Below are 25,644 nucleotides of genomic sequence, written 5' to 3' on the forward strand. Positions count from 1 at the left end.
CCTGTCTCCCGCGCCCTTCTTCCGGGGCGTCATCTGAAGAAAATGTTTGTCAGGTCAGCAATCTTATGGGTTGTTCAACGATATTCCTGAATGTGCCCAGCCATTGCGCGGCCAGTGCACCATCGACAACGCGGTGATCGACACAAAGGGTGCAGGTCATGAGTGACGCAATCGCAAACTGCTCCTCCCTGACCACCGGCCTGCGACTGATGGCCCCGATCCCAAGTATCGCGGCATGGGGCGGGTTGATGATGGGGGTGACCGTATCAACACCGAACATCCCGACATTGGAAATCGTGAAACAGCCACCCTGCATTTCATCCGCGCGCAGTTTTCCCGCACGTGCACGTTCAATCAGGGCACGGACCTCCCTGCTGGTGGTGGCAAGCGACTTGCGCCCCGCATCACGCACGACAGGCACCAGCAACCCGTCGGGCACCGAGACCGCGACGGCAATATCGACCTGCCGCGGGAATAGCAGCGCCTCCTCCGAATACATGACATTCATCGACGGCACCGCGACAAACGCCACACTGGCGGCACGGATCAGCATGTCATTGACCGACAGGCAAAACGTATCCGGGGCATCCGGTGCTGGCGCAACGCGGTTGAGTTCATCACGCAGCGTCAGGAGGGCATCGACCTGCACATCAACGGAGACATAGAAATGCGGGATCGTCTGCTTGGCTTTCGTCAGGCGCTCCGCAATGACGCGCCGCATGCCCGACATGGCGACACGGTCACCTTCGTCCTTCGGTTTTTCCGTTTCCTGAGCAACCGTTTTGCTACCGGACAGCAGGCAATCGATGTCGCGGCGCAGGATCCTGCCCTGTGGGCCGCTGCCATCGACCTGCTTCAGGTCCACTTCATGCAGGCGCGCAAGGCGACGTGCGACAGGGGATGCGAAAATACGTGCCCGTGTTTCCCTGCCTGACACAACAGGGGCGCGGGCCTTCTCCTCCCTGACCGGCAAAGGAACCTCCGCCACAGTTTCCTGCGCCGGGTTCGGTACGGTTCGGACATCCATGCCGGATATGTCGGGAACCTTCTCATCCGACCTGACAACGATACCGACCACCTGATCCGCGCAGACGCCCTGTGTACCGTCCGGGACAAGGATACGCCCCAGGATGCCGTCCGCTGGCGCTTCTATTTCTATCGTGGCCTTGTCCGCCTCCATCTCCGCAAGGATGTCCCCGGCAGAAATCGCATCCCCTTCGGCCCGGAGCCAGCGGGCCAGTGTAACCGTCCCTGAGGATGCGGACAGGTCCGGCATGAAAATATTGACAGCCATGAAGGTCTACCTCGCTGACAGGCGTCACCCGGCCATATAGAGGCCGCCATTGACATGAATGACTTCCCCGTTGACAAAACTCGCATCATTCCCGCACAGGAACGCCACGACGGACGCCACTTCGCCGGGCTGGCCGAAACGTCGGGCCGGTGTCTGGGCCTTGAGCATCTCGCCTTTCTGGCCGCGCAGGTCACGTGTCATCGCGGTCTCGATGATCCCGGGTGACACCGCATTGGCACGCGTGCGCCCGGCAAGTTCCATGGCAAGCGAACGCGTCAGGCTGAGAACCGCGCCCTTGGAGGCGGAATAATGGGCATGGTTCTGGCTGCCACGATGGGCGGCGACGGATGTCAGGGTCACGATCGCGCTGTCATCGCGCAAGGCGGGCATGGCCGCCTTGCACAGGTAAAAGACGCTATCCAGGTTTATGGCAATGACCCTGCGCCAGTCGGCGGCATCCATCCGCACGACCGGACATTCCGGGTAAATGCCAGCACCCGGCACCACGAAATCAATGCCACCAAAATGATGGACCGCACGATCGACAATGTCCTGCGCATCATCTTCGCGGCCCGCGTCATAACGTGCCGCGATGACACGCTCCGCCTTCGGGTCCATCTGGCGCGCCATCTCCGTGACGGCGCCCTCATCAAGGTCCGCCAGAAGCAGGCTGGCCCCACGCGCGAAAAAAAGCGCGGCGATTTCGCGGCCAATGCCCCCTGCCGCCCCGGTCAGGAGCAGGGCACGACCTGTAAATTCCTGCATTGCAGTCTCCATAGATAAACGGGACCGGTGCCAGAAGGCCTCTCCGGGAATGGCCGCTAGGCCAGTTCAAGCAGTTCCCCGAGGGCCGCACTGATTTCCTCCCGTCCGGCACATGCCGCGCGTTCCAGAACTTTCGAGATGCTGGGGGAGGCTTCGCCACCCGTCACCCGCATGATCGGGCCATCCAGCCAGTCGAACAGGCGTCGCTGGATTTCGTCCGCCAGCCACCCGCCATAGGACGTTCCACGCGCGCCCTGTTCCACCAGAAGCACACGGTTTGTCCTGCGGATACTTTCTCCTATCGTGTCCCAGTCAAGACTGGCGCGATCCAGCCAGCGCAGATCAATGACGTCCACATCCGCATCAAGTTCATCAACAATATCGAGAACAGGCTGCACCATCGCAAGATAGGTAATGACCGTCACTTTACTTCCTGACCTGCGCAATGCGGCGGAACCCGGCGGGATAATGCCATCGAGGTCAACGGGAGCCGGAAGCATCTGCTGGTACAGGTCCACATGTTCGATCACCAGCACCGGGTCATTGATGGCAAGGGCGGCATTCATCAACCCGACATAATCGGCAGGACATGACGGCGCCACGATGCGCCAACCCGGCGCCGTTGCGAAAATCCCCGCCGGGTCCATGGAATGTTGTGACCCGTATCCCGTTCCCATCGCAACCTTGGTGCGCAGGACAAGGGGAACATCAATCGCGCCGCCAAACATATGCCGCGCCTTGCCCACCTGATTGAACACCTGGTCCGCCGCCACCCACATGAAATCGGGATACATGAACTCCACCACCGGCCTGAAACGCCCATCCATGGCAAGGCCGCCGGCAAGGCCCATGAACGCATTCTCGCTGATTGGCGTGCCGAACACGCGCCCCGGAAAATTGGCGGCCAGATCACGCGTGGCGCCATTTGTCCCGCCTTTGAGGCGATGGACATCTTCGCCCAGCACGACAATGCGGGGGTCCTGTTCCATCCGTTGGTTCATGACATCGGCGACAACATCGACAAATTTTCGTTTTGTGCTTTCTCCCGCCGTTCCCTGCGAAAGGCGCGGCAGGGCACTGATCTCGTCAAGGTCGCTGCGGATCCCCACATCCCGGAAGGAGGCTGCCGGCCACAGTTCCGAACGGACGGCGCGGCGGTTGCCCTCCATGACCGTCAGTTCGGCGGAGATCTCCTCCATGACCGCGCGGCAGCGTTCACGCAGGTCGGAGATATCCTTTGCCGTCAGCAGGTCGCGCCGGATCATTTCCCGACCGACCTGCTCTATCGGGTCACGCTCGCGCCACGCGGCCTCCTCCCCCTTGTCACGATAGCCAAAGGCGCTGCCGGGAAGTTTCCCGTTCTGGTGGAAATAACGATAGACCGTGGCTTCGATAACCGCCGGCCCCTGTCCCGCGCGACAGACCGACAGCGCCTGCTGCATCGCCATGTACGTGGCGACAGGGTCCATGCCATCGACCCGCCATGACGGAATGCCAAAGGCCAGTCCCCGCGATGACAGGCGCGGTTCGGCCGTGGCCTCGTCAACATGGGTGGAGACGGCATAGAGATTGTTTTCGATAAAGAACACCAGCGGAAGTTTCCATGCCGCCGCAAGGTTCATGGTTTCAAGGACGGAACCGATATTGACGGCCCCGTCCCCGAAATAGGTCACCGAAACATTGTCCGTGCCCGCCATGCGGTCCGCCCATGCGGCCCCGGCCGCAAGCGGGACGCCCCCACCCACGATCGCGTTGGTTCCCGTCACCCCGGCTTCGGCCCATCGCAGGTGCATCGACCCGCCACGCCCGAGGCAGAACCCGCTCCGAAGCCCCATGATTTCGGCCAGCGCGCCCTGCAGGGTTTCCCGGATGGCCCCGTCAAGGGGCGCATCGTGCACAAGGGGTTGCTGTTGCGCGACATAACCAAGCGCCTTGGCAAGGAACTGGTGATGTCCCCGGTGGGATCCATTGACCTGATCGCCGGGCAACAGGGGAAGGATGCTTCCCACCGCGCCGCCTTCCTGCCCGATCGAGGAATGGGCCGGGCCATGGACCAGGCCATTTCCCGCAAGGTCAAGGACACTTTCTTCAAACGCCCGTATCAGGCTGAGCCGGACCAGCATTGTATCCAGAATGGCAGGATCCATCGCGTCCCAGTCATCCTGTGTCGCGCAAAGCTGCACCCATGATGCCTGGGGATCCAGAGGAATGGTACGCATCATGCCTGTTCCTTCATGACATCCCGACCGCGGGAGCGGTCAGGGCTATCCGCAACGGGTATCAGCTAATTGGATACATTTGTATGTATATCTCTGACATACATGTAAAAAATAGGTGATATTTTTACATTATGGATACATTTCGATATCCATTTCCTACGAAACCGCTCTCCATGACCGTCCTGCCCCCAAGGCAGCCGGACAGGCCCGCCTTCCGCCGACGCCCCCGCAACAGCCGGCATCCATGCCCGAGACTGAAGGCAACCCTCACGCTGAAATCAGTTCTTCCCCGCATGTCATCACGTCATAGTGCGCCTGGTGCGTCCCGCTGTCGCCACCGATGCCCGATGGGCTGCAGCGACACATATTTTCTTTTCCACGGGAGATGTCATGAACAGTCACCATGTCCTGATTGCCGGAGCCAGCGGTGTCGTCGGCCTTGCGGCGCTTGAGGCTTTCCTTGGGGCTGGCTGGGCGGTCACCACGCTTGGCCGTGCGCCAGCAGGCCCGGGCAAGGCGCCCCATATCAGCGCCGACCTCCTCGACCCGGAGAGTCTGGCATCCCAAAGCGATGCGCTAAAGGGGATCACGCATCTCTTTTATGCGGCGCTCAGGCCCAATGCCGATCCGGGGATCGAAGCGGATGAAAACGCCGCCATGCTGGAAAACCTTGTCGCGGCCCTGCGCAGATCCGCGGCCCCTCTCGAACGGCTGATCTTCGTTCAGGGCGGCAAGGTTTATGGCGCGCATCTGGGCGTTTACAAGACCCCTGCGCGCGAGGACGACAGCCGTCATTTCCCGCCAAACCTCTATTTCCGGCATGAGGACTTCGCCCGTGCGCAGGAACGCGAGGGGCTGAAATGGACCGCCCTGCGGCCGGATATCGTCATTGGTCCTTCGCTGGGATCGGCGATGAACCTCGGCAACCTCATCGGGCTGTACGGCACCCTGTGCCGTGAAACGAACACGGCCATGCAGTTCCCGGGTCCGGAGGAAGCCTATCGCAACACGCTGGTCAACATTACCGGCACCGAAGTTCTGGGCGAAGCCGCGTTATGGGCGGCGGAAAACAACAGGGATGGCGCCTTCAACATCACCAACGGGGATGTGTTTCGCTGGTGCCACGTCTGGCCCAGGCTGGCACAATGGTTCGGGCTGGATGTGGGGGAACCGCAACCGATCTCCCTTGCCGAACGGCTGCATGCGCTCCGGCCTGTCTGGGCACGGCTTGCGGCACGCGACGGACTGGCCGAAGCCAATCCGGACCGGATTGCGCCCGGCGCGTTCGGGGACTTCATCTTCCACGTCCGCAAGGATGCGATCTTTGACGTGACCAGGGCGCGGCAGGCGGGATTTCCCGGCATGACGCGCCGCTCTGATGACGTGCTGCTGGCCCATCTGGACAGCATGCGCGCACGCAGGCTGATCCCGTAGACGCCGATACTCAACCGGGCCGGACCTTACCTCATTTCGCGGATCGTGCCCTGCGCACCATCAGCCCGACAATCATCATGAACGCCAGGAACATGAAGCTGCTGCTGACACTCAGGCTTGCGCTGATCGCCCCCTTATAGGCCTGCGTCACCTGTACGTGCATGGCGGGGGACAGCGTCTGGATGGCCGCCATGCCCTTTTGCAGAAACGCTGATACATCAATCCTTTGCGGCAGGGCCTGAAGCCGGTTCTGCAACGTCAGCGCCATCACGCCGCCTGATAATGCCACACCGAGCGCACCGCCAAGCGAGCGGATGAACGACATCATGGCGGTGGCGATACCCAGCGCGCCAGACGGCACGGCATTCTGGATCATGACGGTCGCATTGGGCATGCCGATCCCCATGCCAAGGCCCAGACACCCGAGGCTGAGCAGAAAGAAAAGGGCCGGCGCGCCATGATGGGCGCACACCGCGATCAGCGTCAGCGACGCAAATTCGATCCCCACGCCAATGGCCAGCAGCAGCGCGTAACGCTGCGTGCGGGAGGAGACATAGCCCCCCAGCACCGAACTGACCATCATCGTGCCGACCTGCGGCAGCATCATCAGGCCGGACGCCGCCGGTGTCTCGCCCAGCACGAGTTGATAATAGAGGGGCAGGAAAATCATAGACCCCATCATCGCGAACGACATTATGCCGGTCGCGGCGACACAGACGGAAAACTCCGCAATGCGCAGCAGGTGAAGATTGATGAGGGGTTCGGGTGCGCGCCGTTCCTGCAGGATGAACAGCACGAAAAGCGCCATGGTAACGCCCAGCAGAAAAAATGTGAGCGGCGATGTCCATGGCAGCGAGGTTCCCAGCGCATTGAACAGCAGCAGGAATCCCGCCGTCGCGACGCTCAGCAATGCCGCGCCGGGATAATCGATCCGCGGCCTTGCCTCCGCCCGGCGGGCGGGCAGGCTGAACATGATCAGCGCCAGCGCCAGTAGCCCGACCGGAAGATTGACAAGGAACACCCACCGCCATGACAGCGCACTGGTCAGTACACCACCAAGGAACGGCCCCGTCACGCTGCTGACCGCGAACGCGCCGGTAAAAAGCCCCTGGTAACGGCCACGCTGCTGTGGTGTCACCATGTCACCGATCACCGTCTGCGACAGTGTCATCAGGCCGCCGGCCCCCACGCCCTGCAACCCGCGGAACAGGATCAGTTCCCACATGCCCTGCGCCATCCCGCACAGGAGCGAGGCGCACAGGAACGAACCGATACTGAACGCCAGCAGGGGACGCCGCCCGAACATGTCGGACAACCGACCATACAGGGGCGTCGCGATGGTGGAGGTCAGCATGAACGCCGTGACCACCCAGGACATGTGCGCCAGTCCGCCAAGGTCGCTGACGATGGTCGGCAGCGCGGTGGAAACGATGCTCTGGTCCAGCGCGCCCATGACCATGGTCAGGATCAGGCCGATGAACACCATCAGCCGTGGCGCGTTACGGGCGGCGGAAGCTGTTCCCGCCGTGGAAGAAAACTGCACGAAGATTTCCCGTCATGACAAGACAGGCCGCACGATGCCCCATGACGGGTATCGGCGGCCCCGGATATTTGTGGTCGTAGTCGATAGAGGGTGCGCCGTCACATCACTTCCGGCGCAAAACGGCTGACCTCGATCCCTGTCCCCACGGGCAGCAGGACGCTGGACATACCGGGACGCGCCCGGATGGCCCGGCCATAACGCTTCACGTCCTCGGTCGCGGGCCGGATCATGTTATCCGCCACCACGATCGCCCCCGGATTGAGGCGGGGATAGAATGCATCCAGACAGGGCACATACAGGTCTTTCCACAGGTCAACGAAGACAAAATCCACCTTCTGCGGCAACTCCCCGATCATGGCCACGGCATCGCCGACACGAAAGTCGATCCAGTCCGCCAGTCCGGCCCTGTCGGCCATCTTGCGGGCATGGTCCGTCTTGTATCCATGCCGTTCCATCGTGATCAGCCGTCCGCCCGTCGCACGCGCGGCCTCGGCCAGCCAGATCCCGGAATAGCCGAACGACGTGCCGAGTTCGAGAATGGTCGCCCGGCCAAGGCTGCGGGCAAGGATGTTGAGCATCCGCCCGGTATCCGGCCCGATGGCACGCATGCGCTGGTCCTGGCCACCATCGCGCCCGCCGGGCGGTTCCTGTCGCGGGCGGCTTCGTTCCTCCGCCATGCGGGCGTGGTAGAGATCGAGAACCGTCCGGATCCTGTCATCCATATCGTGCATGTCCCCCTCCCCGACCTGTGGGTCCTCAGGCCTGTTCGATCGCGCGGGCGGCCTCGTCCAGCACGGCCGCGATCCGTGCCTGTGCCTCAGGATCGGGACTGCCGTGGCGAAGCCGCAGGCGCAGCGCCGTCTTGAGGTTTTCCATGGCCCGCACCACCGGCACCGACGCGTGCCTGCGGTTGCCTTTTCCTTCGGTGCCGGCCGTCGCGGCGCGCGCAAGGATCTCCTCATGCGCCGGGCGGTTCGCGGCAAGGAATGCCGTCCCTTCGGGAGTGATGGCGTAGCTTTTGCGCCCTTCGTCCCCGGTCGGACGGATATACCCCCCTTCCTCCAGCCATGTGAGGGTCGGGTAGATCACGCCGGGACTTGGCGTATAGCTGCCACCGAATTTTTCCTCGATGGTCTTGATGAGTTCATAGCCATAGGTCGGATTTTCCGAAATCAGGCCAAGGACCAGCAGGCGCATCTCGCCATAATCGAAAAGCCTGCCACCACGGGAACCACCCCGGCCCCCATGGCGGCCACCACCCCGGCCATGATGGCGCATGGAACCGGCAGGGGCCGGCATGCCTTCGGGAGAGAAAACGCGGCGGTCATGACCGCCAGAATGTCTGTTTCTGTGTTTCATGACCCCCGATATAATTCACGATATATCGTTTGTCAAGATATATCGGAACATGTTTTTCTTTTCCGGCCATCGGGGCCATTCCCATCCTGGACACGAACAAGGCACCTGCTACGGATGGCACATATCTTCCCCGCTGCCGGCGCAGGGCAAAAAGGTTGGCAGGCGGGAATTATAACCATATGACGTATTTCATTTTCCCTTACATACACGCCATCTTACGAAAGATACCAACCATTGGACCATACGGAACTCGTCAAGGCGCTTGGCACTTTTCTTGCCATCATGAACCCCTTTCTCAGCCTGCCTGTCTTCCTGGCGATGACAACGGGGTTTTCGGTGGCCCAGCAGCGCACGCTTGCCGTCAAGGTGACCGTGTATTCGGCCATCATGTGTCTGGTCATCCTGCTGGCAGGACAGAAGATCATCGGTTTCTTTGGCATTACCATTGACCAGTTCCGTGTGGCGGGTGGCATTGTGCTGGCCCAGATTTCATGGTCGATGCTCAACGGCAGCAGCATCCCTTCCCATCAGGGCAGCCATCAGGAACAGGCCCAGTTGCAGAACCTGTCGGGACTGGCCTTCTATCCCCTCACCTTTCCCATGCTGATTGGTCCCGGTACCATTGCGACCATCATCATCTATACCGGCCATGGCGGTTCCCTGACCAATTCGGTGGAAATAGGCGGCATTATCGCGGGAATACTTCTTGTCCTGTTTGCCACCCTGTTCTTTGCCTCGGAAATCGGCAGGGTCATGAGCGAGACAATGCGCACCATCACGACGCGCCTGATGGGGATGATCCTGCTGGCCATTTCCGTCGGCATGGTCATCGCGGGTCTCAAGGCGGTCCTGCCCGGACTTTCCCATTGAATGCGATGGTTATGAAGCCAGCAGGCAAGGCAATATGGCAAAACGCCCCGTCAGTATAACGGGCAATACCATTGCCCCCGCACAATGTTATCCCAAAACATAAAGAAGTTTTTGGTGAAGCTTTTTTCAAAAAGCTTCAAAGAATGCCGGATTTAAAAAGGCAGCAGCCAAAGCTCCTGATTTTCCACCAGTGTGCCGTTTACGCCCCATCATCGGAATGGAGATGGGTCAGGCCCCTGACAGACCATCATCCATAATAACCCGCCATGTCCCTGTGCCTCACAGCCTCCATTGTGACTGACGCGCCCATTGGCGGATGGTGTCGGTCAGGGGAGGAAGGCCGGGATCATACCGGGTGGCGGCATCATATTTCAGGATGAAGCAGGCGGGGCCGTCCTGCACGGACTGGCGCACGGCGGCCTGGCCAAAGACATGATCGATGCCGGTCGCAAACAGTCCCCCGGCAATATCGGCATATTTTTCCCAGAATGGTCCTTCATTGGCTTTTTGCAGCATGTCTGGCGTTACCGTGCCATTTCTGAAAGCAAGGATGACCTTAACCAGCGTATCCATGGCGGCCTGTCCACGCGCACGGGGAAAGCCGGTCTGTTTCCAGGCAGGATCCCCCAGATAATGGGCAATGCCTTCGTCCTGTACATCCAGCAGAAGCTGTCTTTCCGGCGTCATGGCTTTCATGAAAGCCTGCCACCGGGCATCCGTGGCACGGTACCATGAAAAATAGATATGGAACATTTCATGGTGCAGAAGATCTTTTACGATATCTGCCGAATTTGTTCCGGTATCTCCGTATGATGCAACCTGCCGTGCATCAATCAGCATCACGGGATCGCCGGATGTTTCATTCAGGAACGGTATGCCGTGCCGCCATGAAAAATGACGGACATACATGTCACTGAACAACGGAACCCCGTTCCCCACCACGAAAATGCGCAAAGTGTGGCCGGAACCTTTCAGGGGCGGGACATAGGCGGCAACATCGCGGGCGATATCGTGCATGGGCCAGTGGTTCATGCTGTCCAGAAGTTCCTGCACATTCTGGACCGATGGCTGCGGAATGGTGCCTGCGGGCAAGGTGCCAAATGTGGGAACTGACAGTTCCGCCAGTTTACCACCGTCCGTAGCGGCACTCAGGGCGTTGCATCGGGCAATGTCGGTTCTGGTGGCGCGCATGCAGCGCACCCATTCCGAAGCCCCCCGGGTATCGAGAATAATGGTGGGAACGGAAATGGCTGAAGACGTCCCTGTGGCCATGGCTTCTGGTGCGTTGCCCGCCAGCCCCGCTGCCAGGAGGAGCAGGAGGAAAACAGAACGCCGAAGCATTGGAAGCAAACCCGCACAACCTGACGATACCATGAACGCACGTTCCTGAAGCCATATCCCTTCATACCAAACTGCCCTGCGGCGGCAAGGCGTATCCGACCCCGGCACGGTCATCCTGACTGGCTGACGCAACATCCATGGCCCGAGGCGACGATACGCGACACGCCGCATCCTGCCTCCCCCGGCGCAGGTTTCTGATGCCGATGCCGGTGCAACGACAAAGGCGCGCATAACACCCATTCATCATAGTTTTAGTGATACCCATCCATTTTTCGATATGTTGCCATACACGCCACCATGGCCATTTTGACCTTTTCAGGACCGCAGCAGGCGGCCGGATATTGATATCAATCAATGCGCCGGATCTTCCACCCCATACCGTGACTGCGGCAATCTTCCAGGAATCCCAGACAATGACCGACCTTCCCTGGCTCACCTCCAAGCCTGAAGCACCGGAACCCATCCGCGGTGATCGTGGCGCAAGCATTCTTGGCCCCCGCAACCTTCCGCGTGAACGCGAGGTGCCCGACCTCCTCGCCTCCCCCGATACGGACGCCGGGACCATCCCGAACCTGAAGTTCTCCTATGCCGACGCGCGCAACCGCCTGGGATCGGGCGGATGGGCACGCGAAATCACCATTCGCGAACTGCCTGCCGCCACGACGCTGGCTGGCGTGAACATGCGCCTCAAGCCGGGCGGGTATCGCGAACTGCATTATCACAAGGAAGCCGAATGGGGCTTCATGATCGCGGGCAAGGCACGGGTCACCGCACTCGATACCGAAGGCCGCCCGTTCGTGGATGATGTGGAGGCCGGAGACATCTGGAACTTCCCCGCCGGCATTCCCCATTCCATCCAGGGACTGGGCACCGAAGGATGCGAATTCCTGCTGGTCTTCGACGATGCCAATTTTTCGGAAAACGAGACCTTCCTCATCAGCGACTGGTTCGCGCATACGCCCCGCCACATCCTTGCCAAGAATTTCGGCGTGCCGGAATCGGCGTTCGCCAACCTGCCGACCGACGTGGAAAAGACCCGCTGGATCTTCAACGGCACCGAACCCACCGTCGCCAAGGAAGACGCGATCAGGTGCCCGCAGGGTCCGTCCCCCATCCGCTATACGCACCGCTTCCTGCAGCAGCCCCCGGCAAAGGCGGCGGGCGGGACCGTGCGCGTCGTGGATTCGCGCAATTTCCCCGTGGCCTCGACCATCGCGGCTGCCATCAATGTCGTCGAACCGGGTCGGATGCGTGAACTGCACTGGCATCCCAACAATGATGAGTGGCAGTATTTCGTGCGTGGCCGCGCCCGCATGACCGTCTTTGCCTCCGGCGGGAAGGCGCGCACGTTCGATTATTGCGCGGGGGATGTCGGGTATGTGCCGCTTGGCATGGGCCATTACCTTGAAAACATCGGTGACGAGCCGATGGTGTTCCTCGAAGCCTTCAAAAGCGACAGGTTCGCCGATTTCTCTGCCAACCAGTGGCTGGGCCTGTCGCCGCGCCAGATGGTGAAGGAACACCTCAACCTTGATGAGGAAACCCTGTCGAAACTGCGCCAGGACAAGCCCCTTATCGTCTGATGAACCCAGCCCTGTACCCTGTCCTGCGTGTCGCGACACTGGGGCTGATCGCCGGTTATGTGGATGCCGTGGGATATGTCGAACTCCACGGTATCTACAGCGCGGCCATGACCGGGAATTCCACGACCTTTGGCGTGTCGCTGGCCCGGCATGACTGGGGGCGGGTCGCCAGTGTGGGGACCGTGCTGGGGCTGTTTTTCATGGGTGCGCTGGGCGCCGCCATCGTGCGCCGGTCACTGCGGCAGTGGCGGTATGAATGGCTGTGGATCGCAGTCCTGCTGCTGCTGGCGCAGTTCGTGCACTGGTCCCATGCCGCTGACACCAGTTCCCGGACCGAGACGCTGCTCCTGACCGTGGCCATGGCCATGCAGGGGGAAGTGCTGTCGCGCTTTTCCGGTGCGTCCGTACAGACCATCGTCGTCACGAACAACATCATCAAATTCGCCAACAACATCATCGCGTACCTGTGGGGACTGAAGGACGGAAAGTGGGCATTGTCTCCCATCTCCATGCTGCCCGGCCTTGGGTGGGGCTGCTGCATCGCCGGGGCCTTCCTGTCCGTGCCGGCGCGGGACCTGACATCGGCTTTTTTCCTGTTTCCCATCCCGCTTCTGATCGCGTTATGCTTCCTTCATACTGCGGATCTGCAAGAGGGCTGATCCATGTCGCACACGACTGCATGTCCATGATTGGCATGCGCAGTCGGGCCACGTCATCAACACCCGCGTCCCGGCGCGCCCTTCCGGTTTTCCGGCTGTCCCCATGCCGGGGCGTATCTGCTTCAGCGTGAATGAGAAGCGCCACGACTGCTCCGCACGCGCCGAAGGATTCGATCGCGTGCCTGTCGCGCATGACCCGGTCAGGCGCCCCCTCTTTTCCGCCGATCTTCTGACGCAGATGGTCAATCGCGAGATAGCGCAGGGGATCGGCCGGCCGGGTGCCCGCGACAATCCGGACGAAACGCAGCCATGACTCCTGCACGATACCCTCTGCCCGAGCGCGATCGCTGACGAGACCGCTGGCATATTTCAGTAATGCGTGGATACAGGGTCACAACCGGGGGGCTGGCTTCAAAACGCCACTGTTTCCGCGCCTGTGCAAACAGTCCGGCAAGCGCGGGAAACCAGCGTTTTCTCTCCATGGTCATGGGCTTTCCTGCCACTCCGGCGGCAGGGTAATGCGGCCACCCTGCCGGGCGGCGGCCATGATCAAAGATTTTTATGGCCTGCATCATTCCGTCTTCCGAAATGGACGACATGGTATATATATCTGCCTTCACAAACTCATTCGCTGGGTCCCGCAGGTTCCAGCTTCCCTCGGGCTTCGCGATCGTCTGTCACATGCGCCATGTTTTCTTCCCCGCAAGGATCAGGACCGCCGACTGGCGGCCCAAAGGGTTCCTTGGCGCCAGTTCAGGAAGTGAAGGCGGCCAATCGATTTTTTGCCCCGCATCGTTAAAAATAGCGGATGCCACCTTTTTTCGAGGCTGCTTTGCAGATACGATAAAGAACAATATCCCCCGCAGGAAGGAAATATAGACCGTAAACATATCTCAAAAAATATGACACGGTATTTTTCCATGTATGACAATTTTCCATAAATCATTCATGCAGATACATAAATTCATACTGTGTTTTGTATTCATGTAACCACATAATTATCCGGGACGGAAAATCGAATATGGGAAGTGCGTTTTCTGCTGAAACTATCAAGAATACAGATCTGCCTATTCTGGTTGGTGTGGCGGGCCATATAGATATTGCTTCCTCTGCCGAGGACACCATCCGCCAGCAGGTGGCCCATACACTGGATATGCTGCTGAAGAAGTACAAGACACATCTACGGATCGTGTGCGGCATGGCCCTGGGTGCAGATCGGCTTGTCGTTCAGCTTGCGCTGGAACGTTCGATTCCTGTCATCGCGCTGCTTCCCATGGCACGAGATAAATTCCGGCTCACACTGAAAGATCAATTCGCACAAGATAATTTTGATAAATTCCTGAGCCAGCCCGGCATTGAAGAAATCATTGAACTTCCGCAGGTCACCCTTCCCCCCCGGACAGACAGTAAAGGAATTACGGCTGCACCGGACGATACAAAAGCCAGGGAGGACGCAGAAGACATCCTGCAATATGAACAGATGGGCATCGTCCTGTGCCGTCTGTGTCACATCATAATTGCATTATGGAACGGTAAGGATACGGACCCGACAAGTAAACGCGTCAACCATACGCGCAAGACACGGGGGGGAACGGCCCACATCGTCTCGATGCGGCTTTATGGGGAATATGCCGATACTCCCGTGTCTACTTTTACAGGCAGTGAACTGTTTTCGGAACGACTTCCCCGTCTGGAACTCGCCCGTAGCGGGCCCGTCCTGCATATCGTGACCCCCCGCGAAAGCGCGCCGTCGTGCGACCTGCCACTGGAACACGCCATCTGGTACGCGGCTGAGGCCACATCCTACGGTGTGCCCGACCCCAGGGAATTTGACCTGCGCACGGCGCAAGGGGCGGAGAAACTGCGCGCCGTCCTGCCAAAGGATCTCGACAAGATCGTCGAGGTCAGCGATACGCTGCGTAAAACATGGGCGCAGGATATAGGCCGCTGTGAGCAGTCCATCAGCTATCTGTCTGTCCCCGCCAGCAAGGACGTTCCTGACAGCCTGCTGAACCAGATCAAGCTTCTGTATGCCGGCGCCGATGTCTTCTCCCTCCGCTGTCAGGGGAAACTTCTGGGGGGATGGGCGCCCGGCCTGCCCTTGTCCAAACTCTGGTCCTGGCCGTATCCGCTTGGAGCATTGTTCGTATTTGCGATTACCCTGCCCATTGCTTCCGCATGTTTTGAAATTTACTGCGAATATGGCAAGAACCTGTTCTGGCTGCTTGGGTACATTACGACCCTTGGCCTGTCAGGGGCATTTTATGCACGGGTCGTCAAGAATTCCAACTGGCAGGACAATTACCAGGACTATCGCGCCCTTGCAGAGGCCCTTCGTGTTCAGATCTACTGGGCAACATCCGGTGTGTCACTGGGCGTATCAGATAACTACCTGCGTTATCAGGAAAAAACCTTGGGCTGGATAAGGCAGGCCCTGCGCGGTCCAGCCCTGTATGGGGTGGGGGCCGCACTGCTGGTCCAGCGGCGACGGCAGGATACGGGCATCCAGATGGTCGATGCCGCGTGCGTCACGAAGGAACCATTATATCAATGGATCACCTCCCAGAGCGCATATTTCGAGAAGACCGAGAAAACCTACCAGCGTGCCCTGCAATGGGTGAACATCATGGCGGTCGGGGCACTGGCGGGGTCTGTCTGTGTGGCGGTTTCCCTGCTGGTGGTTCAGATCCTGTATGGCGGGCAGTTGCCCGAAACCGACCCTGAATGGCTGCGCGAAGCCCCAACGGTATTGATCGGTTTCCTGCCGGCGCTGGCTGCGTATTTTTTCTTTTTCAAGGAAGCCCGTGCCTATGATGACACCCGGGATTCCTGTGAACAGGGGCTTGCCCTGTTCAATACCGCGCTACAGCAGGCGGAACACCTGAAGGACAATCTTCCGGCAACTGCTGAAGACCAGAAAATATGGTGGCAGGACTGGAATGACCTGGCCACGGCCCTCGGCAAGGAAGCCCTTGCCGAAAACGGCACATGGATACAGGCCCACCGCGCACACCCGATCAAATTCCAGCTTGGAGGATAAGTCCAGTGCAGGTTTTCCGGATTTTCTTAAGCTCCACCTTTCTGGACTTCAGGAAAGAACGTCATTTACTACATACACTGGTCTTTCCGGCCCTTGAGAAGAAATTCGCGCATGCGGGGATTGAACTGGAGGTCATCGACCTGCGCTGGGGCGTCAATGAGACCGATGCCCGGACCCAGGATACGCTTGAACTGTGCCTTGATGAAATCCTGCGCTGCCAGCGCCTGACGGAAAAACCGAATTTCCTTGGCCTGATGGGCGGCCGCGTCGGCTGGCGCCCCCTGCCCAACATCCTTGGCCAGAACCTATATGACGCGCTTTATGAACTGGCTGATGACACTGGCGAAAAACAGGTTCTTGAGACCTGGTACAAACCCGACATCACGGTCCTGAATAATGACGCCCGCCGCTTCTCCGCCCTGGTGGAGCCGGGCGAAAGCGTCCGTATCCTTGCCCCGACAACGACAGATCCCGAAGAAAAGGCGGCGTGGGCAAGGGCCGAAAAGACCCTGCGGGCACTGTTTGACGCCTACAGCATAAGGGTACTGTCGCATTCGGGGAAGCGGGACAGTATCCTTGCCCTGTGTGCCAGCGCCACATTCCAGGAGGTCATGCTGGGGCTGAGGGTGGTGAAAAACCCGATCATCCTGCTGCGCGAGGATTTCTGCACGCAGTCCGGCAGTGATGCCGACAGCCAGATGGGAAAACTGCTCAGCACCGACATGCGTGATAAACTGGTGCGTTACTTCAGCAGGAGTGACCATCAGGATGATTTTTCACCGGGGTACTGGAAATTCGATACCGGGTTTGTCCTTGAACGGCTGAGCATGCATGTCGAGGAACTGCTGCATGAACATGTCAGCCTGCCCGATGCCCACCGGTTTTTTGGCGAAAACAGATGCCTGCCCCTCTATTCTTTCCCGGGGGACGAGACGAACCACAAGCCCGTCTTCCAGGGGCGCCAGCCGACACTGGACAGGCTGGAATCCCTGTTCACGCAGGACCCGACACAAAGCGCCGTGCAGATCGTGACCGGCAATGGCGGGGCGGGCAAGACCACGCTGATGGCCGCACTGGTGGCACGGCTGCGCAAGGCGAAGAAGGGGATCACGCCCGAACCTGCCCTGCATGAATATTACGTGGGCGCGACACCCGACAGCCTGCGCCTTGACAGGCTTGAACAGGACGTAAGTACCTGGCTGTCGCGCACCGACACCGCCCCCCTGTGGATGGTCATTGACGGGCTTGAGCATCTGGGTCCGCACAGCCTTTCCAGACTCCGCGGCACGATCGAGAGCAAAGCCGCGGAAATGGAGAAGAACAGGGAAAGGGGAAAAGAAACAGCGACAAAACGCCAGTTCGTGCTGTGCGTCGGGATCCGCAGCGAAGATGGCACCCCGGCCGATCCGGACTGGTCCTTGCCGATCAAGCTTCCGGAGGAAGGGTGGTGGCCCGTCAGGCAGGAGACGCCTGTCCTGCGCCTTTCGGCCACGGACCCCGACGCGCCGGTGGCGCAGGACCTGCTCGATGCCCTGACCGCCACTCTCAAGATACCGCGCAGGCTCAATGATACGCAGCCTCCGGGCAGGCGGAGCCTGTTCCTTGAACTGCTGGGCGATGCGCCCGAACCCCTTGCCATACGCATTGCCGCCACGCTGGCCTTTGCGCCCTATCCCCGGATCGAGGAGACGCAGGTCTTTTGCACCCGCACCAGCGGCCAGGCATGGACCTTGCTGGAATGGGTGCAGGCCATGCTGGAAAATGCCGAACATGTCGGCATCAGGGAGGTCTCGACCGCTGTTGTCAGGATGCTGGCGCTGGCGCGTTTTGGCCTGTCGCGCCGGGAACTGGCTGGCAGCATCAGCCTTATTCCCGGCATGAAAGAATGTATCAGCAAGTCCTCCCACTGGAAGATGGAGGATATCTGGACGGACATGATTCCCCCCGTACTGGTCGCACGCGTTCTGGGGCGTCTGGAACCCTTCCTGATCGAAACGGCCACGACGGACCTGTCCGGCATTACAATCCGGTATTTCCACCAGAAATTCACCGAACGCCTGCTTACCGCACCAACCGGCACGTCCCTGCCCTCCCTTGGAACATGCCGCAGCGCACTGGCCCTGTGGTTCGACAGGGTCGCCCATGCCTGGCTTCACCCGAGCGGGCAGGATACGGCCCCTGAACAGGCATGGCGGCACATCACCCCGGCCGACCTGCGGGCACTGCGGCAGGTGTCGGCACTCCTGCTTGACGTCGCCGCTGCTCCCGAAGAGAAGGCGACGTGCCTGACCCCACGGGACGCCCTGGAAAAAGCCTGCGCCCAACTGGGCGATGTGGCCGCACTGGGCATACGCATTGCCGCCGGCCTGCTTGTGGAAGTGATCGACGACCTCAGGCGCCTGCAGCAGATGTCGTCCAGCGCCGTCCCTCCCCTGCCGGAGTTCATAACGCCGCTACTGGACATCTTGCTCCAGCAGGGCGGTTACATACAGCGCCTGATCGTCACCCCGAAGATGGAAGATGGCACCTCCGCGCATGAAACCGGCATCATGCAGCGGTTTTCCATGGTGGTGTCCCGCCTGATGAATGTCTTTCTGGCGGAACGGGAAAACACTCCGCTGCATGCCATGGCCATGCACTGGCTGCGCGGGGAGGGAAAAACATTCCGCTGGTTGCGCCACATGGCGGAGGCCCCCTCCCCCCTGCGGGTCGTATGTGCGCCGCTGGACATCCTTGCTGATCCGAACTGCAGGGTAAAGGACATCTGCATGCGGCCCCAGTTCCCGGCGGGATATGGGCCGGGATCGGAACATGCCGTCATTATGTGGGGAATTCACACCCGTTCCCCCACGCTCCGTCACAATGAGTATGATGGCAGCATCTTCATGCTGCTCGATGCACGCGACGGGCATGAACGCGGGCGGGTGACGATCGGTTATCCCCCCACCGATGCTCCTTCCGTCGCCTTTTACCTTCTGGCCATGGAACGTGACAGTCGCGGCATCGAACAGGCATGGATCGGCATCAAGCTGTCAGGCGGCCTTGATCTCTGCCTGCTTTCGCTGGATCAGGACCATGCGGCGGGACAGAAGATGACCACCGTGCTGTCCCTTCCGCCCGCGGACCAGCATCGTCGCCTTCTGTTCAGCGCCGAACGCAGGATTCTGGCCGTCGAAGCGCAAGGAGCATATTCCCTTTATGGTCCGCCTGAACCGACCGGACCTGACAAAACGCTCACACTCCCCCTGCAAGCCCAAAAGGATGCCGGAAGCTTCGAGGCCGACGGGGATACGTGCATCCATCGTGACGCAGAGGGACGGGAAACGGTCTTTGCCTACTTTTCCACCCTGCCCGGCCGGAAGCCTGAATCCCAACCCGCGTCCCAGACCATACGGCCGAAAAAGAAGCGGGTAACACGCCCCGCAGGCGGTGACCATCTGCGGGACAATGCCGGGTCATCACCGTCTGATACAGGGTATCGTCTCTTCACGCTTCCTGATGGCGCATCCGTGTGGGTCTGTACTTCCCTCGTGGAAGAACAGTCACCCGGGTATCCGGATGATGATGCCTATTACTACGTCTACAAGCAGAGCCATGTCCTGCGGCGTCCGGGCGAAACAGGTCCGGGCCTGTGTCTGGCGACAGCAGAGTGGATGCAGATGGACGAACCGGGGGGCGGCGTCAAAGTCAAGGTCATCAATGGTGACATGATCCTTGTGATACAGGAGGACAGTATCCAGGTCATACTTCCGCCCTATACCGCCCCCTTGCCCAGGCTTCCGATCCAGTCGTACCAGTATGACAAAACCATCCTCATCCGTTCACAGGACGGCAGACGGGATGAATTCGTTGTCCGGTATGGAACCGATTCAGATTTCGCCACCATACAGTCCCTGTCCATCTGCCAGCTTCCATCGGGGCCGGCATATAATGTTCCCCTTCGTGAAATCATCGCATACGGAACACAGGACAATAATGATCCCCTTCAGTCCTATGACGGGGGCATACTGATCCTTGGCATGAGCGGGATACTTTATGACCTGAAACTTGATACATTGGACAAGGATCATGACAGCAGCCATTCCGTCATGTTCGATACCTGTCAATGGCTGGACACGGACCGGATGCTGCTGCTTGCCACCGAGAATATGGAGATGGGGACCCTGTTGCGAAGCACGGTCTTGCAGTTGGACGACTGGGACAAATCCGGTACCCCCGGCATTACGGTAACAGCGGAAAAAGACGAAACGACCTGTGGTCCGGGCTCGACCTGGGGCCTGTCGGCATATCAACCGCCGAAAGGCGCGCTGGTCGTCTCCAGTCCGGAGATATCGGACCCATCCTATCAGACGTTAACCCCCCTGGTCTATTATGACCGGAATGGCAGACAGGCGGGTCAGTACCTGCTGGATTGGGATGCGGAAGACCTGTACCTGTCTGCCTCCCTGTTTTTCCCGATGGAAGGATATCCTGTCCTGATCCTGTCCGATGAAGCGCAGGAAACGAAAATGGCGGGCTGGCAGGCGGGAGTGGGACTTATACTGCCATCTTCGGTCAGGGTCACACGGGATGGATATTTTCACTTCCATGATGATGAGACCCGCCATGACCTGCTGACCGGACTGCCGGTGGATGCCTGCCAGACGCCTGATCCTGCCGACAGGGTTGACACGGGCCTTCCCCATCGGGCCGGCCCCTGTTTCGAACAGGTGAAAGAAGGTCATATCGCCCTGCGTAATGATGACGATACGCTATGGTATTGTGGTGATATCCCTCCACTGGTTCCCGAAAACCATATGACGCAACTCTGCGCGGTATCACGTACCCGACTGCGGTTTGTTGACCGAAGCGGGCGCGCGGTACCACTGGCGCCATATTGCGGCGCCGAGGCGGACCACACCACCATGCGGCAACTGCAGGATGCCCGTAACCGTGCCGCCAGAAGCATGGAACCGCCCTTCGCGCGTGCCACGCTGATGGAATGGAGCACAAAGCGGTTGCTGACACAGTTGGGACAGTGGCAGGATGTTCCCGGACATGCCCTTGATACACTGCTTTATTTGGATCGTGTCCGCGACCTCGGGCAGCGCGGGATACACCTGCTGTCAGCAGAGCAGGTTGATCCCCTGATCAAGGCACGATGGTATCTGGATCTGCAATCCGACAAGACAACCGATACCTTCATTCGCGTGCTATCGCTTGTCACCGTCGAACGTTTCATGCAGATCCTGCATGAAATTGTTGATCCGATCTGCGCATCTGCTCCCGATACCAACAAGGAGTGGCTCAGGCGTGGGCATAAACTTATGAAAACACTGGAATCTCAGGGCGACCACAAGGAAATGACGCCGGAGATCAAACAGATCTTCGCAAGGCTTCCTCCCCTTCCCCCCACGCCCGTGCTCAAATTTCCCATACTTCCCTCTTCCCGGCGAGGCCGCACCATACGGCGCTTCCGCTTGCCTCAGGGCTGGGATAAGGAATGATCACGATTTTACGAAACAGATGCAGGCCCCTTCCCATCCGGCAAGGGATGATGTCCAGCCATGTAAAGTGACGGTCAGGGGACTTGTTTGAAATAATCTTTGGGTAAAAAAACAATAAACGTTTCCGGGCGTCGCCTTTTTACCTGAAAAGGCGGCATCTCCTGAAGCTTTTTGAAAAAAGCTTCACCAAAAACTTTTAAAATTTCACTATGTTCTACAGTCTCTAAGGGCTGCTGCCTTCAAAACTGCGCACCAGCCATTGATCCATGAGTGCATAGGATTGCGCCGCCGCCTGCGGGTCATATCGACACTGGCCCGTCGTGGCGGTTGCCTCCGTCTCCGTAAAGCAATGGACCGCATGCCCGATGACCAGGAACTGCCACGGGGCGGGGCTTTGCCGCATTTCCTGCATGAACGGACCGAAATCGGGCGCAGTCGCCGCATCATCCGCGCCATTCATCGCCAGCACATGTGCATGGATATCCTTGGCCAGGGCCGGATTATCCGTGCCGAGGTTGCCATGGAACGAAACCGCCGCCGCGATATCCGCCCCACTGCGCGCAAGGTCGAGGACAGCGGCACCGCCGAAACAGAACCCGATGGCCGCCAGACGCGACGCATCAAGTGGCGCGGTTTTCGCCTGCGCCCGGAACTGCTGCAACGCAAAATCGACGCGACGGCGCATCAGCGCCCGATCCGCCAGCAATGGGGATACGGCGGCACGCGCCTGTGCGGTGTCACGCGGCCGGATACCTGCGCCATACATGTCCGTCAGCAGGATGACATAACGCTGCCGGGCAATCTGTTCCGCCTTGTGGATTGCGGTTTCATTGACCCCGAACCATGCCGGCACCATCAGCAGGCCGGGCCGCTTTGTTGCAACCGCATCGTCATAGACAAGGACACTGTCAAAACGGGTATGTTCGAAATCCCACGATACGGGCCGTGCCACCATCCGCGCCTGCGCAGTCTGCCCGCCCCCGGCAAGCGCGCAGTACAGGACAGGTATCAGCGCACAGCGCGAAAGAAAGGATGACAGCATGATCGGCATTACCCCTGCGAAACGCACTACATTCCCCGCCATCATAACCCCGCCCGCGCGCCTGTGCCGTTCTCAATCCCGTGACTGCCATGGCTGCGCCGTATAGGGTGAACGCATGAAAGAACATCCTGTGAATGATGCCTTCTGGCATGCGAAATGGCAGCGCAATGAAATCGGTTTCCATGAACCGCGGCCCAATGCGTTCCTCCTCCGCCATTTCGCGCAGATGCACTTTCCGGCCGGGGCGCGCATCTTCGTCCCCCTGTGCGGGAAAAGCCTCGATATCCACTGGCTGCTGGCACAGGGATTTCAGGTTGGCGGCATTGAACTGAGCCCCATTGCGGTCGAACGGCTGTTTGCCGAACTTGGCCTGTCCCCCCGCATTACGACGCTCGGCGCGCTGCAGCGTTTCGACGCCGGGAACCTGTGCATTTTCGTCGGCAATTTCTTTGACCTGACCCGGCAGGACCTTGGCCATGTTGACGGGGTCTATGACCGCGCAGCACTCATCGCCCTGCCCGCCGCCGTCAGGCAGCGTTATGCCCGGCATCTGGTTTCCATCACGAACGCGGCCCCCGAACTGCTGATCTGTCTCGATTATGACCAGCCATGCCGGCCGGGGCCGCCATTCAGCGTTGGTGAAGCCGAGGTACGGCAGCATTATGAGGAACAATTTACGCTGACCTGCCTGGAACGGCGCGACGTTCCAGGCGGCCTGAAGGGGGCCTGTCCGGCAACGGAAACCGTCTGGAAACTTGTTCCCCGTGACGCAGACCCACTCCCTCATTCGCCGGGCGCGTAGCGCCGCTCGACATGGCCCTGCAACTGCTCGGGGTAGAAATAGACCTCGCGCAGGTTTCCATCACTATATCGCTGGGCTTGGTCGGTGAAATGGCGGGAGGCCGGATCGCTGCTCTCCCCCCCGGTGGAGACCGCCCAGGCATGGATCTTCCTGCCGAACTCCACCACGGCGACAAAGCTGTTGCCGCTTGTGCCGTAATAGCGTTTCGTCCCCGGATAGCGCTTCGCCCCGAACGAGGCGAGCGATCCCCATATGGCGGACGTGAACGGGACGGGAAGGCTTGGTTTCGCATCGCTGAAGGACTGGGTCAGGTCGCCATTGATCCGCTGGAACCGGTTGATGTTCCCCCACGGGACCTGCCAGCTTCCGAAATCGTGTACCAGACGGTTCACTGCGGCATCCAGCCGGTCCAGCCTTTCCCCGTCGCTGACCCGTGTGCTCAGGTAATCATAGAGCGACCCGCCCTCCGCCTTCGCCAGCGGACGCACCCGTTCCAGCAGCCCATCCCCCCAGAACACCGCCAATGACGTTGCCGTGGACTGCGCCGACCACCGGTCATCCCAGTTCCGCAGCAGCGCCACCGGCCCCGCCAGCCGTGCTTTCTGCCGCGACCCGGCAGGCAGCCGTTCCCATGCGGAGACGAGTTGCGGCACCATTACGCCAAATTCCGGCAGCCACGGGTCATAGGCCGCCGTCATCAGGGAATGTGCGGTGAAATCCCGTCCCTCGCTCAGGAGGCGGGTCGCATGAACGCCACGCGGGTTTTCGCCCACCATGTCCATGTACCGGGGAAAGGCTGCCTGCTTTGGGCTGTCGGGACCTGATGCGGACCAGGGCCAGTCATTGGTGTTCATGACCCAGCCACTTGACGGGTTGACGACCTGCGGCAGTTCGGAAAGCGCATGCAGCCCATGCCAGTCGGTCGCCGGGTCGCTGCCATCGACGGGATGGCGGTAATCGAAACGGTCATCGCGACGCGGCACGAACTGGGGATGCAGGTAGGCGATCTCCCCCTTGCGATCCGCAAAGATGGTGTTGTTCGACGAATTGGCCTGAAGTGCCGAAACTTTCAGGAAATGCGCGTAATCCTTCGCCTTGGTGCGCAGGAACGACTGTTCCAGCGCGGGAATGGGCTTCCACATCAGGGCGGTGCTGACCCATTTATCCCCGTCCGCCCGGACGATCGGTCCATGGCGGGTTGCGTTGACGCTGAATTCGCGCTCCGCCAGTGTCCCTGATGGCGTGCGCACCCGCAGCGTGACCGTGCGGGTTTCCACCGGAATATCCCTGCCCCCATAACGGTAACAGGTCTGGCTGCCGCACCGGGTGATCGTCTCCGCGAACTCATCGACCACATCGACGCCGCTTGACGTATGCATCCACCCGGCATGGGGATTGAACCCCTGATAGATGAAGAACTGTCCCCATGTGACCGCGCCATAGGCATCAAGCCCCTGATCGCTGGTCATCTGCAGTTCGGAGCGGAAAAAGAAGCTGGTATGCGGGTTGATCAGCAGCAGCGCATGCCCGTCCGCCGTGTGGGAGGGCGCGATCGCGATCCCGTTCGACCCCTTCGGCTCCCGCGGTTTCGCGCCACGCTCTTCCGCGCTCGGCGCGACGGGACGTTTTTCATAGAACGCCTGAAGCTGCGAGAGCGAGATGCGTTCCACGTCGCCACCGATGCTGCCCTCGGTAAAGCTGAGCGCCATCCATGGCTCGAAATGGGCAATGGCGCGCGGTTTCACCTGCGGATGTGTCCGGAGATACCAGTTGAGGCCATCGGCCCACGCATCCATCAGGCGTTTCAGCCATCGCGGGGATGCGGCGTAATCCGCCTGCAGGCGCATCGGATCGACAAACATCCGCATGCGCAGGTCCTGCCACAGCGCGCTTTCGCCCTCCGCCTCCGCCAGACGGCCGAGCGAGACGAGGTAATTCGTCTCCACCCGGTTGAAATCATCCTCCGCCTGCGCATAGCTGGCACCGAAAACGGCGTCGGCATCCGTATGGCCGCGCACATGGGCAATGCCCCAGTCATCGCGGGTGATCGTCACCCTGCCGGCCTCCTGCCGCAGGCGGGCCGCGTCATCGGACGATGCGGCGTGCGCGCAGGGGACGGTTCCCGCGAACAGGGCCCCAAGAAAGAGAATGCGGGAGGTTGCAACACGAAGAGGCAGGGTTATCATCGGCAAAAATCTATCCACAGG

At 60.1% G+C, this 25,644-nt stretch carries 17 protein-coding genes; 8 read left to right on the top strand and 9 right to left on the bottom strand.

All coding sequences use genetic code 11. From position 1 onward, the window contains the following. Positions 1–49: 49 nt before the first annotated feature. The 3 genes from HNH97_RS12375 to HNH97_RS12385 are packed head-to-tail and all read right to left on the bottom strand — an operon-like array spanning position 50 to position 4,281. Positions 50–1,294 (bottom strand): dihydrolipoamide acetyltransferase family protein, encoded by a 1,245-nt coding sequence (locus HNH97_RS12375; protein ID WP_171791091.1) that lies wholly within the window; start codon positions 1,292–1,294, stop codon positions 50–52. Between the two features lie 24 nt (positions 1,295–1,318). Continuing rightward, on the bottom strand, positions 1,319–2,059 hold the full coding sequence (locus tag HNH97_RS12380; protein WP_110095343.1) for an SDR family NAD(P)-dependent oxidoreductase: 741 nt from the start codon (positions 2,057–2,059) through the stop codon (positions 1,319–1,321). Between the two features lie 56 nt (positions 2,060–2,115). After that, the gene (locus HNH97_RS12385) at positions 2,116–4,281 is read right to left on the bottom strand and encodes an alpha-ketoacid dehydrogenase subunit alpha/beta (RefSeq protein ID WP_171791092.1); all 2,166 of its coding nucleotides are present in this window, start codon (positions 4,279–4,281) and stop codon (positions 2,116–2,118) included. A gap of 387 nt (positions 4,282–4,668) precedes the next feature. Between HNH97_RS12385 and HNH97_RS12390 the strand changes: the two genes are divergently transcribed. Next, positions 4,669–5,712 carry an SDR family oxidoreductase gene (locus tag HNH97_RS12390; protein ID WP_171791093.1) on the top strand — a complete coding sequence of 348 codons (1,044 nt, stop codon included), beginning with the start codon at positions 4,669–4,671 and terminating at the stop codon, positions 5,710–5,712. Between the two features lie 31 nt (positions 5,713–5,743). On the opposite strand, the gene HNH97_RS12395 is transcribed toward HNH97_RS12390, so the two are convergent. From HNH97_RS12395 to HNH97_RS12405, 3 genes are all read right to left on the bottom strand, one after another. Beyond that, positions 5,744–7,255, bottom strand: coding sequence for an MDR family MFS transporter (locus tag HNH97_RS12395; RefSeq protein WP_407716813.1), 1,512 nt, complete (start codon positions 7,253–7,255; stop codon positions 5,744–5,746). 98 nt (positions 7,256–7,353) lie between these two features. Then, entirely contained in the window at positions 7,354–7,977 is a 624-nt protein-coding gene (locus HNH97_RS12400; protein WP_110913225.1) for an O-methyltransferase, read from the bottom strand. A gap of 34 nt (positions 7,978–8,011) precedes the next feature. Beyond that, the gene (locus tag HNH97_RS12405; RefSeq protein ID WP_171791094.1) at positions 8,012–8,614 is read right to left on the bottom strand and encodes a PadR family transcriptional regulator; all 603 of its coding nucleotides are present in this window, start codon (positions 8,612–8,614) and stop codon (positions 8,012–8,014) included. A 234-nt stretch (positions 8,615–8,848) separates the two neighbouring features. On the opposite strand from HNH97_RS12405, the gene HNH97_RS12410 reads away from it, so the two are divergent. Then, positions 8,849–9,484, top strand: coding sequence for a MarC family protein (locus tag HNH97_RS12410; protein WP_171791095.1), 636 nt, complete (start codon positions 8,849–8,851; stop codon positions 9,482–9,484). A gap of 279 nt (positions 9,485–9,763) precedes the next feature. Here HNH97_RS12410 and HNH97_RS12415 read toward each other — a convergent pair whose 3' ends face one another. Continuing rightward, complete coding sequence (locus HNH97_RS12415) at positions 9,764–10,825, bottom strand: DUF5700 domain-containing putative Zn-dependent protease (RefSeq protein WP_171791096.1); 1,062 nt, start codon at positions 10,823–10,825, stop codon at positions 9,764–9,766. Between the two features lie 413 nt (positions 10,826–11,238). Between HNH97_RS12415 and HNH97_RS12420 the strand changes: the two genes are divergently transcribed. The 5 genes from HNH97_RS12420 to HNH97_RS12445 all read left to right on the top strand — a co-directional run bounded on the left by HNH97_RS12420 (position 11,239) and on the right by HNH97_RS12445 (position 21,593). Continuing rightward, on the top strand, positions 11,239–12,408 hold the full coding sequence (locus HNH97_RS12420; protein ID WP_034928629.1) for an oxalate decarboxylase family bicupin: 1,170 nt from the start codon (positions 11,239–11,241) through the stop codon (positions 12,406–12,408). Continuing rightward, on the top strand, positions 12,408–13,067 hold the full coding sequence (locus tag HNH97_RS12425) for a YoaK family protein (protein WP_171791097.1): 660 nt from the start codon (positions 12,408–12,410) through the stop codon (positions 13,065–13,067). Before HNH97_RS12420 ends, HNH97_RS12425 begins: the two co-directional genes overlap by 1 nt. Before the next feature lie 103 nt (positions 13,068–13,170). Continuing rightward, positions 13,171–13,380, top strand: a complete 210-nt coding sequence (locus tag HNH97_RS12430; protein WP_171791098.1) for a hypothetical protein — start codon at positions 13,171–13,173, stop codon at positions 13,378–13,380. A gap of 708 nt (positions 13,381–14,088) precedes the next feature. After that, positions 14,089–16,107, top strand: coding sequence for a hypothetical protein (locus tag HNH97_RS12440; protein ID WP_171791100.1), 2,019 nt, complete (start codon positions 14,089–14,091; stop codon positions 16,105–16,107). Positions 16,108–16,112: 5 nt separating this feature from the next. After that, a complete protein-coding gene (locus HNH97_RS12445; protein WP_171791101.1) occupies positions 16,113–21,593 on the top strand; it encodes a DUF4062 domain-containing protein in 5,481 nt (1,826 codons plus the stop codon). 223 nt (positions 21,594–21,816) lie between these two features. Here HNH97_RS12445 and HNH97_RS12450 read toward each other — a convergent pair whose 3' ends face one another. Next, positions 21,817–22,635 (bottom strand): dienelactone hydrolase family protein, encoded by an 819-nt coding sequence (locus tag HNH97_RS12450; protein ID WP_171791102.1) that lies wholly within the window; start codon positions 22,633–22,635, stop codon positions 21,817–21,819. A gap of 115 nt (positions 22,636–22,750) precedes the next feature. Between HNH97_RS12450 and tmpT the strand changes: the two genes are divergently transcribed. Further along, positions 22,751–23,437 (top strand): thiopurine S-methyltransferase, encoded by a 687-nt coding sequence (gene tmpT, locus HNH97_RS12455; RefSeq protein ID WP_216657650.1) that lies wholly within the window; start codon positions 22,751–22,753, stop codon positions 23,435–23,437. Here tmpT and HNH97_RS12460 read toward each other — a convergent pair. Further along, a complete protein-coding gene (locus tag HNH97_RS12460) occupies positions 23,419–25,623 on the bottom strand; it encodes a penicillin acylase family protein (protein WP_171791103.1) in 2,205 nt (734 codons plus the stop codon). The genes tmpT and HNH97_RS12460 overlap by 19 nt on opposite strands. Positions 25,624–25,644 lie beyond the last annotated feature (21 nt).

Origin of the sequence: Gluconacetobacter entanii (assembly GCF_013155425.1) — a bacterium.
Taxonomy (GTDB): Bacteria; Pseudomonadota; Alphaproteobacteria; order Acetobacterales; family Acetobacteraceae; genus Novacetimonas; species Novacetimonas entanii.